Below are 13882 nucleotides of genomic sequence, written 5' to 3'. Positions count from 1 at the left end.
GCAGAGCATCACCATGAAAACAATATCTCTCTTGTCCGTCCGCACGCTGAGAGGGGCGGGACTTGGGATCGCGATCGGCTTCATGCTGGGAGGTGCTCTGCTCGCCTCCGCCACAACCCTGTCCGATCAACCGGTGTTCTCGACTTCGGAGGTGCCGGGCAACCTGGCGCTCGCCCTTTCAGTGGAGTGGCCGACGGCCTCCCGGACAGCACACGTCGGCGCTTACACAAGCGCCAGCACCTATCTCGGCTACTTCGATCCGAACAAGTGCTACCTGTACCAGACCACCACCACGGCCAACAGCACCAACACGGGCGACACGAGCTACTTCTATCCCGCGGGACCTGCCACCAACCGAACCTGCGCCGGCACCACGAACACTAACAAGTGGAGCGGGAACTTCCTGAACTGGGCCGCAACGGCCACCATCGATCCATTCCGTTGGGCTATGACAGGCGGCCGTCGTGTCGTCGACACCACGACGGAAACCATTCTCGAAAAAGGCTGGCATTCGGGGCAAGGGTTGTTCGACGACCGAGATCTCACCGTCAGCGAGATCGCCGGGGCAACTCCTTACGACACCGCGACTCGCGTCGGCATCCACGTCAATGGCATGGGGTTCAAGATGCGTCTGAGCATCAACGATGCCGTTGCGCGCACTTTCGCTGCAAGCTATTACAACAACAAGACCCTCAGCAATCCCGTGGTTATGACGGTCAGTAACGACAGCGCGGACCACGATTGGGGGAATGGGAGTCCTGGTACCGGCGTGAATGCCAACAGCTTTTCTGCACGCTACACTGGCACCTTCATGGCGCCTGAATCTGGTAGCTACATCTTCCGGACTACCTCCGACGACGGCGTTCGCCTGTGGGTCGATACTTCCGGGAGCGGCAGCTTCAGCAACAGCAACCTCGTCATCGACGGCTGGTCGGACCACGGGACCACGGACAACGACAGTGGCACCATCAACCTCACTGCCGGGCAAAGCTTCAGCGTCAAGATCGAGTACTACGAAAACAACGGCGGCGCCACCATGCGTCTGTTGTGGCAGAAGCCATCCACGCCCGGCACGTTCACTGCGTTCAGTTCCGGCGACAGCACGATCGACTACACGATGCGAGTGAAAGTCTGCGATCCCTCCACGGCCGCAGGGGGCCTGGAGGCCAATTGCAAGGCCTACGGCAGCAACTACAAGCCCGAGGGCCTCATCCAGAAGTATTCGCAGAAAATCCGGTTCAGCGCTTTCGGCTACCTCAACGACAGCAGCGACCAGCGCGATGGCGGCGTGCTGCGCGCCGGACAGAAGTTCGTCGGTCCGACTGCACCACGGCCTGGCCAGGCGGCTGTCGCGAACACCCAAAAGGAATGGGACGAGACGACCGGTATCCTCGTTCCCAACCCCAACAGCGCGGACTCGAGCGCCACCACCACGGAGTTCGGGGTGCAGATCGACAACAGCGGGGTAATGAACTACCTCAATCAGTTCGGCCAGCTGATCCCCGGCAGCTACAAAAGCTATGACCCGGTCAGCGAGATGTACTACGCCGTGCTGCGTTACTACAAGAATCTTGGCAACGTCTCGGCATGGAGCGCGATGGCCGGGGCCACCACCGCCACCAAGAAGACGTGGATCGATGGCTTTCCCGTCGTCACGAACTGGAACGATCCGATCCAATACTCATGCCAGAGGAACTTCGTCCTGGGAATCGGCGACATCTACACTCACGTCGACAAGAACGTCGCGGGCAATACCACGTACCGCACCCGCGAGCCCACCATGCCTGCGGAGGTCGCCGCGGACACGACCGTCAATGCCATCACGGCGACGAACAAGGTCGGGCAATTGCAGGGGCTCGGCGACACGCTGGGTGCGACCAACAGCTACAGCGGCCGCGACAACTCTGCGTACATCGCGGGCTTGGCCTACGACGCCAATACCAAGGACATCCGCCCCGATGTCACCGGCCAAGCCAGGACCATCGGCAAGCAGACCGTGCAGACTTATTGGGTCGACGTGCTGGAGCAGCCCTTCCAGGCAAACAACCAGTTCTACCTGGCTGCCAAGTTCGGGGGGTTGAAGGCTCCTGCCAACTTCGACCCCTACACCTTTGCCGCGACCATCCCGTTGGACTGGTGGTCGACCAACGGCGAGATGTTGACCGACACCCGTACCAACACCACGCAGAACCGTCCTGACAACTACTTCGCCGCCGGCAGGCCCGATACGCTGGTGGCGGGTTTGACTCAGGCGCTCGAGAGCATCGTGAGCGCAATCAAGGCTTACACCACCTCGTTCTCGCTGTCTGCCGTGCAGGTATCTTCGGCGGGAGCGGCGTCTTACGCCTCGCAGTACGACGCCAATGGATGGACCAGCACCGTCACGGCAAATGAGATCACCTTCGACAGCGCGGGCAATCCCACGACGACCCTGAAGTGGTCCAGCACCGACAAACTCGCCGCGCAGTTTGCCGGCACCGGCTGGGACACAAACAGGCGCATTGCGACTTGGAGCGGCACGGCAGGCGTCGCATTCCGTATGGCCAACCTCACGACCGCGCAAGCGGCGGCTCTCGACACGAGCTACGTCACCGGCGACGACCGCGCGAACTACCTCAACTACCTGCGTGGTGATCGAAGCAACGAGCGATCGCTGGCCGCCCCGTCCCGGCCCTATCGCACGCGATCGACCCTGCTGGGGGACATCGTCAATGCCAAGGTGACCCCCGTTGCACCGCCTAGCGAGAAATTCTCTGAAGCAGTCAACCCCGGCTACAAGACCTTCAAGACCACCTGGGCCAGCCGCCCGACGATGGTGTATGCCGCAGCGAACGACGGCATGCTCCATGCGTTCAACGGCGCGCTGACCGGTACCGATGCCGGCGTGGAGCAGTTCGCGTATGTGCCTAGCGCCCTGTTCCAGGGGCCGAGTTCTCCCGCGACGCCGCAGGACGACGGATTGGCGCAATTGGGCAATCCCAACTACCTGCATCACTACTACGTCGACGCCACGCCCAAGATCTTCGACGTCGATTTCAGCCGTGCCGGCGGAACCTTCGTGACGGATGGCACTTCCCGGTGGCGTTCCATCCTGGTCGGCGGCCTGGGCAAAGGCGGCAAGGGCTACTACGCCATCGACGTAACCAACCCTGCGGGCATGACGAGCGAGGCAACTGTTGCAAGCAAGGTGCTGTGGGAGTTCACGGACCCGACGATGGGCTACAGCTTTGGCGCGCCCACGATGATCAAGACCAAGCGCTATGGCTGGGTGGTGGTGTTGACCTCGGGCTACAACAACAGCGACGGAAAGGGTTACCTGTACTTCGTGAATCCGGAGACGGGTGCTTTGCTTCAGAAGGTGAGCACGGGTGTTGCTGCGAATGGCCTGACGCATGCTTCCGCGTACGTGCAGGATTTCACAGACTACACCGCCGACGCGATCTACGCGGGCGACTTGAACGGACAGCTCTGGCGCTTCGATGTCACCGCGCCGCGTGGCACCACCACCGCCTACCCGGCACCCACGAAACTGGCACTGTTGACCGATGGCGCCACCGTCGCCAAGGCGCAAGCCATCACGACGCAGCCGCTGATCGAGATCCATCCGGTCACTCGCAAGCGGTACGTGATGTTCGGCACCGGCCAGCTGCTCGATCCGAGCGACATTAGCTCAACGGCCGCACAGAGTTTCTACGCGATCATCGACGGCAATGCGGCCAGCTTTGCGCCTGCCGACGCAACCATGCCGATCACCCGTGCAAGCCTCACTGCACTGACCGATCTGACCAACGGGGTCACGCTGCCCAACACATCGAAGGGGTGGTACCTGGATCTGGGTTCCGACACCAGTAGCACGATCGCTTGGCGCCTTACGCTCAATCCACTGGCATTCAATGGTGTGGTTTCTTTTGCGCCGCTGCTGACTGTTGGCGATGCATGCAGCCCGTCGGGTGTCAGCCGGTTTTATGCGATCGATTTCGGGAAGGCCAAGTCGGCGTTGACGCCTGATGGACAAGCCTTTGTCGAAACCAGTTCAGCAATCACCGACTTGGCTGTGGTGGGGGTTGATGGCAGGACGCGATGGCTGACCGGCAACGTCCAAGGCGAAGTGAAAAAGCAAGGGGTCAAGGAACCGAGTGGGTTGGGGCTGCGGCTGTTGAATTGGCGGGAAGTGCCGACGGTGGATTGAGAGTGCTGGCTTGGCGCCGGGCGTCGAACGCTTGACACACCGGGCACAACGCCGCGGCCAGCAGCTTGCGATCCTTTAGCTCGCGTAGTCCAGGCTGTTTGGTATCAGGTGCTCGGTCTAGGTCTGCAGCGTTGTGACCGGGAACACCCGATACAGCGTCTGGCCGGTGCCCTTGAGCCCATCGGTAACGGAGAGATCACGATGCCCGCCACGCCGCTCGCCGTATCGGCGTGTGTGTCTACGATGCGGCGCTATTAAGACCTACGGCACAAATAGAAAAGCCGCCGGAAGGCGGCCTTCGTCTTAGTGCGGAGGAGCTTAGCGGCAGCTAGAGGGTGCGTACTTCGCATCCAGCGTGCCTGCAGTTGCGGGGGCGCCGGCACCAGCAGCGCCGCAAGCCCAAGCGATGTTGCCGGTGGGAGCGTCATATGTGCCAGAGCTGGAGTCCGGCAGCGCGACCGGAGTGGTATTCGGGCCAGTGAACGGGCGAAGAATCAAGGTCTTACCATCTTCCACTGGCTTGTCGAAGGTGATGGTCACGGCGCCAGTGGTGTTGTCGATGGCTACAGATTTCACGGCAGCGGTCGCCGACGGGGCCGTCCAGCCGGCATCGTATTTCTTGCCGTTCGCGGCGTTCTCGGCGATGGTGGTCTTGGCCGACGATGCGAGCGACAGGCCTTCGGTGACCTTGGCTCGCTTGACGTAGTCCTGGTAGGCAGGCAGCGCCACAGCGGCCAAGATACCAATGATCGCCACGACGATCATGAGTTCGATGAGGGTAAAGCCGCGTTGAGCGGAACGGATAGCACGGTTCATGTAACAGACTCCTGGTTGATTGAGGCCCGGGAGACCCCGGTGCATTCAACCTTCCGCAGCATCCGTGCCAGCCCGTTACAACTGCTCCAACGCAGTCGAACTGCCTACAAGTTCGGATCTGGCTTACAGCGTGTGACACGTGTCGTTGCCAGTGAAGCACAGAGCCCGACAAATTTGTCATCCCCCGACACTCCAAGTCAGACCTGCAGCACCCCCGCCGCCTCCAACCATCGAATATCCCACCCCCGCCCGCCCCCATGCATCTGCGACCCATCCGCCAGCCCGGCGATCTGGCTCATGATCTCCTCGGTCTCGGCCGGCTTGGTGTGCGTGATGTAGATCGGGTAACCCTTGTCGACCGCAATCTGCCGCAACTCGTCCGCCAGCGTCGCCGGCGATAGATGAAGGCTGCGCCGCGCCAGTGCCTGTTCCCGGTTGCTGAACGCCGTCTCGATCACCAGCATCGCGACATCAAGCTGATTCACCCGGTGCCAAAACGCCGGATTGCGCTCGGTATCTCCGCTGAAGACCCAATGCGGCCCGCCCTTGGCGCAGCGCACCGCGTAGCCGCAAGCCGGCACGGTGTGGACGGCCGGCAGCACCTCGATCGTCTTGGGGGCTCGTGTACCCAGGTGGAGTTCCTGCCCGACCACGATGTCGTGGAAGCTCACGAATGGGGCTTCCAGACTGGGGATGCTCGCGAAGTCCGGCCAGATCACGTTGTTGAAGACATGGGCCCGCAGCGCCTCGATCGTCGCGCGCAGCGCATGCACGCGCAGTGGCTTGCTGCGGCGGCTTGCCACGGCGTCGAGCATCAGCGGCAATGCGGCCACGTGGTCGAGATGGGAATGGGTGAGCACTACGTCATCGATGGCGCCCATCTCGTCCAGGCTCAAATCGCCGACGCCGGTGCCGGCGTCGACCAGCAGATCGCTGTCGACCAGGAACGAGGTCGTGCGGCAGTCCTTGGCGATGGCGCCCGAGCACCCCAACACGCGCACCTGCATTTGAGAGAGCCCTTATCTGCTGTTTGCTATTTGCTGTCGAACCGGGTTGCGCCGTCCCAGTCGGGGTCCTTGGGCCGCAACGCCAGCGAGGCTAAACGCTCGGCGTACAGCTGGTAAAGGACTTTTTTGGCATCGGCAGCGAGCAGCGGGGCCAGCAGGTGTTGCGCCCGATGCCAATCCTGCGCGCGGTAAGCGTCCAGTGTACGAGCCCACTGCACGAGCGCCTCGGGCGACCCCTCTGCCGAATCACCCATCCGGGACACGGGGGCGTAGATCCGCACAGCCCTGGCCTTGCCTTTGACGCGCACCAGGTCGAGTTCCTGCCAGACGAAGCCGGGGGCGGCACTTTGTGTGGCGGCGCTGGCGAGGATCTCAACGCCGTAGTGGCTGCTCAAGCCTTCAAGCCGAGAAGCGAGATTGACTGCGTCGCCAACGACGGTGTAGCTGCGGCGCACGGCGGAGCCCATGTCGCCGACGCTCATGAGGCCGGTGTTGATACCGATGCCCACGCTGATCTCCGGCCGTCCACTGTGACGATGCTTGTCGTTGATCTCCCGCACAGCCGCTGCCATTTCCAAGGCAGCCTCGACGGCGAGGGCCGCATGGCCGGGGGTGTCGACCGGGGCGCCCCAGAAGGCCATGACGCAGTCGCCCATGTACTTGTCAATGGTGCCCCGATGCTCGCTGATGATCCGAGTCAGGCGGCTGAAGACAGCGTTCAGGAAGGCCTGCAACTCGACCGGGGCCATCTGCTCCGAAAGCCGGGTGAAGCCCCGCATGTCGCAGAACATGACGGTGAGCTGTTTGCCCTGGGCCCGCATGCTGTAGCGGGTCGGGTCGGCGCGCATCTCCTCGACCAATTGCGGCGGCACGTAGGTGCCGAAGAGTCTTGCAAGGCTGCGGCTGGCGCGGGCCTCCACGAAGTAGCCCCAACTCATGCTGAAGGCAAAGGCGAGCGGCACCATGACGAGCGCGGCCGCGAGCGGCAGCACCAGGCCCGCATCGAGGTAGAGCCAGCTGTTCAGCCCGGTGAGTGCGGCGCCGGTGAGCAAGGCCAGCAGGGTGGCCCGCGCTGCCGACAGCAGCGACAGGCCCACGGCCAGCAGCAGCCCCGCGCCGAGCACCGTGACGAGCTCGTAGCCGGCCGCATAGTCGGGCGCCACCAGCAGTCGCCGATCCAGGAGGCCCGAGATGATGTTAGCGTGCACTTCCACGCCAGGGAAGACGGCGCCGACAGGCGTCGATCGCAGGTCCTGGAGGCCGGGGGCGGTGGTGCCGATCAGCACCACCTTGCCTTCGAGTTCGCCGGCGGCGAGAGCGCCGGCCAACACGCTGGCGGCCGCAACGTAGCGAAAGGAGCCGCCGCGCGCGCCCCCGGGCCCACGAAACGGCACCAGCATGCTGGCGCTTGGATCCACGGGCACCCGCACCCGGGAGGTGCCCGTGCCCAACTGCAGGGCCTCGAGCGCCGGGGATCCTTCACCACGGCTGGAGTCCGGTGCGAACACGGGTGTCAGTGCGGGCGGGGATCTTTCGATCAACCGGTGCACGACCAACGCGAGCGACTCGTAGTAGCCGCGGCGCGCGTCCGGACCGTCGTAACGTGCGAGCAGCGGCACCGAGCGAACGACACCGTCCTCGCTTGAATCGAGCACGACATTGAAGAAGCCGGCCGCCGGCGCAGCTGTCGCCAGGAGCGGGATGTTGGCACCAAAACCGTTCCAGGGCGCGGCGTAGTCCCCTCCTGGAGGAAGAGCCTCGGTTGGTAGCGCCGGCACGGGCAGGCGGCCGGTCGCGCGCGCCTCGGCCGCGCGGGTGAAGTAGTAGCCGAGCGCCACGCGCCGATTGGCGAGCGACTTTGCGAACAAGGCGTCATGGTCGAGTTGCGGCGCAAGCCGCTCGACCTCGGCAGCGAATTTTGGATCGTCGTGCCAAGGCCCGCCGGCGAGCTGGCGCAAAACGGGCAAGCCTGAACTGGTGTCGGGCTCGGCAAAGAGCACATCGAAGCCCAGCACCGCCGCGCCCTGCCGCCCCATCAGCTCGTCCGTGAGGCGCGCCAGCTTGTCGCGGCTCCAGGGCCATTGGCCGAGCTGTTGCAGGCTGAGTTCGTCGATGTCGACGATCACGATGCGCGGGTCGAGCGTGCCCGGCATGGTCGCGCGCAGCCGGGTGTCGTAGATGAACTGGTCCAGGCGAACCAGCAAGGGGAGCCGCCAGACGCCCGCGGCGTGAAGCAGCATGAGCGCGACCGGCAGCAGAGTGATGGCGATGCGGGCGCCGTGACGCCGCAGTCCGTTCATGCGGACCGGCGGGCTCGGCGGCGCTCGCGCCTCACACGCTCAGTTGGCGACGAACTGCATCCGCGTGCCGCCGAGCTCGAGCACGTCACCGTCTTGCAGTGCGACCGCCTCGTTGCCCAAAGGCTCGCCATTGAGGGCCGTGCCGCCATCGATCGGTGCTACCACGTAGCCATGAAGGCGCCGAGTGACCGCCGCCACGGCGACGCCGGGCTTTCCGATGGTCGTGACAACCTTTTGGAGCGAGAGCTCGCGCCCGGCGCCGCTGCCGGAGAGGACGCGGATGACGGCTACGCCGGTGGGGCCGCCGAGCGGCGTGTGGACGGTGGGCGCGGAGGTCAGGGGGATCGGCTCGGAGGAATTGGCCACGACGGTGGGGCCGTGTCCGGCACCTTCGGCCGCGCCTGCCCCGACGAGGTAGCGGATCTTGTACTTGCCGACCTCGACCACGTCGTTGTGCTCGAGTGCTTGCTTCTTGACGGCGCGCCCATTCACGTAGGTGCCGTTGGTGCTGTTGAGATCTTCCAGGTAGACATCGCCGCCGATCATGTGCAGCACCGCGTGCTCGCCGCTGATCGCCAGGTTGTCGATCACGATGTCGTTGTACGGGCGCCGGCCCAGCGTGGTTCGGTCTTTGGCGAGCGTCACTTCCTTGATGACGACGCCGTCGATCGAAACGATCATTTTCGGCATAGCCGACTCCTCGATCTCATTTGTTGTGTCACGCGGTCACCTGCAGCGGGTTTGCTCGAGCCTGCTATCCGGATGCCTCTGGCGCGTTGCTCGAATCGGCCCTGGCCAGAACAACCGAGATGTTGTCCTTGCCACCATTTTCATTCGCCGCTGCAACCAAAAGTGTTGCTTTTTCGGATAAGCCGGTTTGTTGCAACAGAATCGTGAAAAGCTGCCCCTCGGGCACCATCTCGCTGAGGCCGTCCGAACATAGCAGGAAAACGTCACCCGCCTCAACGCTGTGTTCGTGCATTTCAAGCTCGACGTGGCGCTCGATCCCCAGTGCGCGGGTTACCAGGTTGCGGTGCGGCGACAGGCTCGCCTGCTCGGGTGTGATGGCGCCCGCGTCGAGCTGCTCCTGCAGCAGCGAGTGATCGCGCGTGAGCAGTTCCAGACATTCGTTGCGCAGGCGGTAGCAGCGCGAGTCGCCGATGTGGCCAACGATTGCGCGCCGTGGGCCGAAGGCGGCCAGCACGAGTGTGGTGCCCATGCCCTGCAGCTGCAGGTTGGCGATGCCGGCTTCCAGGACGGCGGCATTGGCTTCGTCCGTGCCGGCCTGCAGGGCGCGCCGAACGGCCCGCGAATTGGCGTCGGGTCCTGCATGGGCAAGCCAGCGGCCGAAGCTGGCCTGCAGCAGCGCGACGGCCATGCCGCTGGCCACCTCGCCGCCGTTGTATCCGCCCATGCCGTCCGCCAGCAGCACCAGCCCCAGCGCTGCGTCGAAGGCAATCGTGTCCTCGTTGTTGGCGCGCACCCGGCCGGGGTCGGTCAGCGCGGCGAAATCCCAGGTGAGCGCGCCGGTGTCGGGGGAAACGGATGCGCCTAGGTTCGCCATGAATCGATGAGATTGAGAATCAGCGGGCCGCGATCATTGCACAGCCGCGGCAGCCCGTCGCTGCTGCCACTTGCCATAGGCCACCACGAAGAACGCGCCCGCGGCCGCCCCGGCATAGTGCAGCCAGGGGCGCGCGGCGAGCACGCCGCTCAGGGCAGTGTCGCTCGCGATCGTTTCGCCGCCGACCCAGCCGATCAGGGCTGCGCCGAGCGTGATGATGATGGGGAAGCGCTCCATGAGCTTGATCATCAAGGTACTGCCGAAAATGACGAGCGGGATACTGATGGCCAAGCCGAGGATCAGCAGCAGCATGCTCCCCTGTGCAGCGGCAGCGACTGCGATCACGTTGTCCAGGCTCATCACCAGGTCGGCGAGCAGAATGGTCCGCACGGCGGCAAACATGCTGCCGTACTGCTTTTCCTCGCCGCCGCCATCGTCCTCGTCACCGAGCAACTGCACGCCGATCCACAGCAGCAACGCACCGCCGACGATCTGCAGGTAGGGCAGCGCCAGCAGCCTGGCGGCCACGACGGTGAGTGCGATCCGCAACACCACGGCGGCACCTGATCCGAACAGCACGGCCTTCTTCTGCTGCGCCGGCGGCAGCGAGCGGGCGGCCATCGCAATTACCACTGCGTTGTCCCCCGAAAGAATGATGTTGATCCAGACAATTTTGACAAGGCCGATCCAGAAGTCGGCAGTTTGCAGATATTCCATGTCTCTTTTCCACTGTTATGTATTGAAAAAGCGCCCGCAATGTGACTTGCGAGCGCTTTTCTTCTTGTGTGGCCGGGGAAGACGGCAGATCAGATCTGTGCTTTGAGGAGCTTGCCCAGCTCCGAGAAGTTGCGCGTGATCTTGAACCCGCATTCTTCCATGATCGCGAGCTTGGCTTCCGCCGTGTCCGCACCGCCGGAGATGAGAGCGCCCGCGTGACCCATGCGCTTGCCCGGAGGGGCGGTCACGCCAGCGATGAAGCCGACCACCGGCTTCTTCATGTGGTCCTTGCACCAGCGAGCGGCGTCGGCCTCGTCGGGGCCGCCGATCTCGCCGATCATGATGACGGCATCGGTCTCCGGATCGTCGTTGAAGGCCTTCATCACATCGATGTGCTTGAGGCCGTTGATCGGGTCGCCGCCGATGCCCACGGCGCTCGACTGGCCGAGGCCGATTTCGGTGAGCTGCGCCACGGCTTCATAGGTCAGCGTGCCGGAGCGGCTGACGACGCCGATACGGCCCTTGCGGTGGATATGACCCGGCATGATGCCGATCTTGATTTCGTCGGGGGTGATGAGGCCGGGGCAATTCGGGCCGAGCAGCAGCGTTTCCTTGCCACCAGCCGCAACCTTGGCCTTCATCTTGTTGCGCACCTCGAGCATGTCCCGAACCGGAATGCCCTCGGTGATGCAAATCGCCATGTCGAGGTCGGCTTCAGCTGCTTCCCAGATGGCAGCGGCGGCGCCCGCCGGCGGCACGTAGATCACCGAGACAGTGGCGCCGGTCTGCTTCGCGGCTTCCTTCACGGAGCCGAAGATCGGAATGTTGAAGATCGACTCACCGGCCTTCTTCGGGTTCACGCCGGCCACGAAGCAGTTTTTGCCGTTCGCGTATTCCTGGCACTTCTCGGTGTGGAACTGGCCGGTCTTGCCGGTGATGCCCTGGGTAATGACTTTGGTGTCTTTGTTGATGTAGATCGACATGTCTTTTCCTTAGGCCGCTTTGACCGCTGCGACGACCTTCTGGGCCGCTTCCGCCATGGTGTCCGCGCTGATGATCGGGAGGCCCGAGTCGGCCAGCAGCTTCTTGCCTTCGGCTTCGTTGGTTCCCTTCATGCGCACCACCAGCGGCACCTGCAGGTTGACCGCCTTGCAGGCAGCGATCACGCCGGTGGCGATGGTGTCGCACTTCATGATGCCGCCGAAGATGTTGACCAGGATGGCCTTCACGTTCTTGTTCTTCAGCATGATCTTGAAGGCCTCGGTCACCTTCTCGGGGGTGGCGCCGCCGCCCACGTCGAGGAAGTTGGCCGGCTCGCCGCCGAACAGCTTGATGGTGTCCATGGTGGCCATCGCAAGGCCGGCGCCGTTTACCAGGCAGCCGATGTTGCCGTCGAGGCTGATGTAGGCGAGATCGAACTTGCTGGCCTCGATTTCGGCCGGGTCTTCCTCGTCAAGGTCGCGCAGGGCCACGATCTCGGGGTGGCGGTACAGCGCATTGCTGTCGAAGTTGAACTTGGCGTCCAGCGCCACGATGTTGCCCTTGCCGTCGCGGTTCAGCGGGTTGATCTCCACCAAAGAAGCGTCGGTTTCCATGTAGCAGGTGTAGAGCTTCTTGAACACGTCCACAGCCTGTGCGGTCGAGTCGGCGGGAATGCCGATGCCGTCGGCAATCTGGCGGGCCTGCGCGTCGGTCAGGCCGTCCTTGGGATCGGCATAGACGGTGATGATCTTCTCGGGCGAGGAGTGCGCCACTTCCTCGATGTCCATGCCGCCTTCGCTGGACGCGATGAAGGCGACCTTCTGCGTCGCGCGGTCGGTCACCGCAGAGACGTAGTACTCCTTCTGGATGTCGGCGCCATCCTCGATGTAGAGGCGCCGGACCTTCTGGCCTTCGGGGCCGGTTTGATGCGTCTTGAGCTGCATGCCGAGGATCTCGCCGGCGAGCTTCTTGACGTCGTCGATGCTCTTGGCGACCTTCACGCCGCCACCCTTGCCGCGGCCACCGGCATGGATCTGGGCCTTGACCACCCACACGGGGCCGCCGAGCTTCTGGGCGGCCTCGACCGCCTCCTGAACCGTGTATGCCGGAATGCCTCGCGGCACAGGCACGCCGAACTTGGCAAGAATTTCCTTGCCTTGGTACTCGTGAATCTTCATGAGGGTGTCTCTCGGGGACGAGGGGTTTGAGAACAGGAGATTTCGTGTTGCCCTCGGGCCACGGCGCGCCGGGGTGGCCGGGCGGAGGACAGCAGGCGACTGTATCATGGTGCGCCGCACCAACGGCGAGCGGCCGCTGTGGCGACTACGTAGTTTTTTCTTACGGCCTTCTCAGGCAATCCGAGGCTTTCACCATGCCCAAGGTCTTCATCGACGGCGAGGCCGGCACCACCGGCCTCCAGATCCGCGAGCGGCTGCAGAAGATGCCGCAGGTCGAACTCGTGAGCATCGCCCCGGAGCTGCGCAAGGACGTGACTGCCAAGCGCGAACTGATGGCGGGGGCCGACCTGGTGGTGCTCTGCCTGCACGACGACGCGGCGCGTGAATCCGTTGCGCTCATCGACCAGCTCGAAGGCCAGCGTCGCCGCCCCAAGATCATCGACGCCTCGACGGCGCATCGCACTGCGGCCGGCTGGGTCTTCGGCTTTCCCGAGCTGGTGGCCGGCCAGAAGGACGCTGTGGCCAAGGCCGAACGCGTGGCCAATCCCGGCTGCTATGCGACCGGCGCCATCGCCATCGTCCGCCCGCTCATCGACGCCGGTCTGCTGCCCGCCGACCATGCGATCGCCCTGCCCTCCGTCAGCGGTTACTCGGGCGGCGGTCGCACCATGATCGAGGCCTACGAGAAGGGCGAAGCGCCGCTGTTCGAGACCTATGCGTTGGGCCTCAAGCACAAGCACATCCCCGAAATCATGAAGTACACCGGCCTGAGCCGCCGGCCTGTGTTCATCCCTTCCGTGGGCAACTTCAAGCAGGGCATGCTGGTGCAGCTGCCGCTGCATCTGGAAGATCTCCCCGGCAAGCCGAAGGCCGGCGATCTGCAGGAGGCGCTGGCGGCGCACTACGCGAAGAGCAACACGCCCGAGCATTTCGTGAAGGTGCTGCCGCCCACAGATGACGGCAAACTCGACGCGTTGGCGCTGAACGACACCAACGACCTCGAAATTCGCGTGTTTCCGAACGAGGACCACCGCCATGCGGTCGTCATCGCCCGCCTTGACAACCTGGGCAAGGGCGCCAGCGGCGCGGCGGTGCAGAACCTGAAGCTGATGCTGGGCCTCTGAGTTCAG

At 63.9% G+C, this 13882-nt stretch carries 10 protein-coding genes; 2 read left to right on the top strand and 8 right to left on the bottom strand.

What is annotated here, in order from left to right; translation table 11 throughout:
- Positions 1-13 precede the first annotated feature (13 nt).
- Entirely contained in the window at positions 14-4189 is a 4176-nt protein-coding gene (locus tag E5CHR_RS29140) for a PilC/PilY family type IV pilus protein (protein WP_162583245.1), read from the top strand.
- Positions 4190-4507: 318 nt separating this feature from the next.
- On the opposite strand, the gene E5CHR_RS29135 is transcribed toward E5CHR_RS29140, so the two are convergent.
- The 8 genes from E5CHR_RS29135 to sucC all read right to left on the bottom strand — a co-directional run bounded on the left by E5CHR_RS29135 (position 4508) and on the right by sucC (position 12752).
- Positions 4508-5005 (bottom strand): pilin, encoded by a 498-nt coding sequence (locus E5CHR_RS29135; RefSeq protein ID WP_174255763.1) that lies wholly within the window; start codon positions 5003-5005, stop codon positions 4508-4510.
- A gap of 197 nt (positions 5006-5202) precedes the next feature.
- On the bottom strand, positions 5203-6012 hold the full coding sequence (locus E5CHR_RS29130) for a 3',5'-cyclic-nucleotide phosphodiesterase (protein WP_162583244.1): 810 nt from the start codon (positions 6010-6012) through the stop codon (positions 5203-5205).
- A gap of 26 nt (positions 6013-6038) precedes the next feature.
- Complete coding sequence (locus tag E5CHR_RS29125; protein WP_162583243.1) at positions 6039-8312, bottom strand: CHASE2 domain-containing protein; 2274 nt, start codon at positions 8310-8312, stop codon at positions 6039-6041.
- A 39-nt stretch (positions 8313-8351) separates the two neighbouring features.
- Complete coding sequence (locus E5CHR_RS29120; RefSeq protein ID WP_162583242.1) at positions 8352-9002, bottom strand: FHA domain-containing protein; 651 nt, start codon at positions 9000-9002, stop codon at positions 8352-8354.
- 64 nt (positions 9003-9066) lie between these two features.
- Positions 9067-9876, bottom strand: a complete 810-nt coding sequence (locus E5CHR_RS29115) for a Stp1/IreP family PP2C-type Ser/Thr phosphatase (protein ID WP_162583241.1) — start codon at positions 9874-9876, stop codon at positions 9067-9069.
- 33 nt (positions 9877-9909) lie between these two features.
- Positions 9910-10593 carry a TerC family protein gene (locus E5CHR_RS29110; protein ID WP_162583240.1) on the bottom strand — a complete coding sequence of 228 codons (684 nt, stop codon included), beginning with the start codon at positions 10591-10593 and terminating at the stop codon, positions 9910-9912.
- Positions 10594-10682: 89 nt separating this feature from the next.
- Positions 10683-11576 (bottom strand): succinate--CoA ligase subunit alpha, encoded by an 894-nt coding sequence (sucD, locus tag E5CHR_RS29105; RefSeq protein WP_162583239.1) that lies wholly within the window; start codon positions 11574-11576, stop codon positions 10683-10685.
- 9 nt (positions 11577-11585) lie between these two features.
- Entirely contained in the window at positions 11586-12752 is a 1167-nt protein-coding gene (gene sucC, locus E5CHR_RS29100; RefSeq protein ID WP_162583238.1) for an ADP-forming succinate--CoA ligase subunit beta, read from the bottom strand.
- A gap of 194 nt (positions 12753-12946) precedes the next feature.
- On the opposite strand from sucC, the gene argC reads away from it, so the two are divergent.
- Positions 12947-13876, top strand: coding sequence for an N-acetyl-gamma-glutamyl-phosphate reductase (gene argC, locus E5CHR_RS29095; protein WP_162583237.1), 930 nt, complete (start codon positions 12947-12949; stop codon positions 13874-13876).
- Positions 13877-13882 lie beyond the last annotated feature (6 nt).

Origin of the sequence: Variovorax sp. PBS-H4, from assembly GCF_901827205.1 — a bacterium.
GTDB lineage: Bacteria > Pseudomonadota > Gammaproteobacteria > Burkholderiales > Burkholderiaceae_C > Variovorax.
The sequence above is the reverse complement of the archived record's forward strand: the minus strand, read 5'-3'. Positions and strand labels throughout refer to the sequence as shown.

Bases quoted from the DNA above. Each gene is read 5' to 3' on its own strand.
- sucD (WP_162583239.1), bottom strand. From the start codon at position 11,576: ATGTCGATCTACATCAACAAAGACACCAAAGTCATTACCCAGGGCATC.
- sucC (WP_162583238.1), bottom strand. From the start codon at position 12,752: ATGAAGATTCACGAGTACCAAGGCAAGGAAATTCTTGCCAAGTTCGGC.
- E5CHR_RS29115 (WP_162583241.1), bottom strand. From the start codon at position 9,876: ATGGCGAACCTAGGCGCATCCGTTTCCCCCGACACCGGCGCGCTCACC.
- E5CHR_RS29130 (WP_162583244.1), bottom strand. From the start codon at position 6,012: ATGCAGGTGCGCGTGTTGGGGTGCTCGGGCGCCATCGCCAAGGACTGC.
- E5CHR_RS29110 (WP_162583240.1), bottom strand. From the start codon at position 10,593: ATGGAATATCTGCAAACTGCCGACTTCTGGATCGGCCTTGTCAAAATT.
- E5CHR_RS29140 (WP_162583245.1), top strand. From the start codon at position 14: ATGAAAACAATATCTCTCTTGTCCGTCCGCACGCTGAGAGGGGCGGGA.
- E5CHR_RS29135 (WP_174255763.1), bottom strand. From the start codon at position 5,005: ATGAACCGTGCTATCCGTTCCGCTCAACGCGGCTTTACCCTCATCGAA.
- argC (WP_162583237.1), top strand. From the start codon at position 12,947: ATGCCCAAGGTCTTCATCGACGGCGAGGCCGGCACCACCGGCCTCCAG.
- E5CHR_RS29120 (WP_162583242.1), bottom strand. From the start codon at position 9,002: ATGCCGAAAATGATCGTTTCGATCGACGGCGTCGTCATCAAGGAAGTG.
- E5CHR_RS29125 (WP_162583243.1), bottom strand. From the start codon at position 8,312: ATGAACGGACTGCGGCGTCACGGCGCCCGCATCGCCATCACTCTGCTG.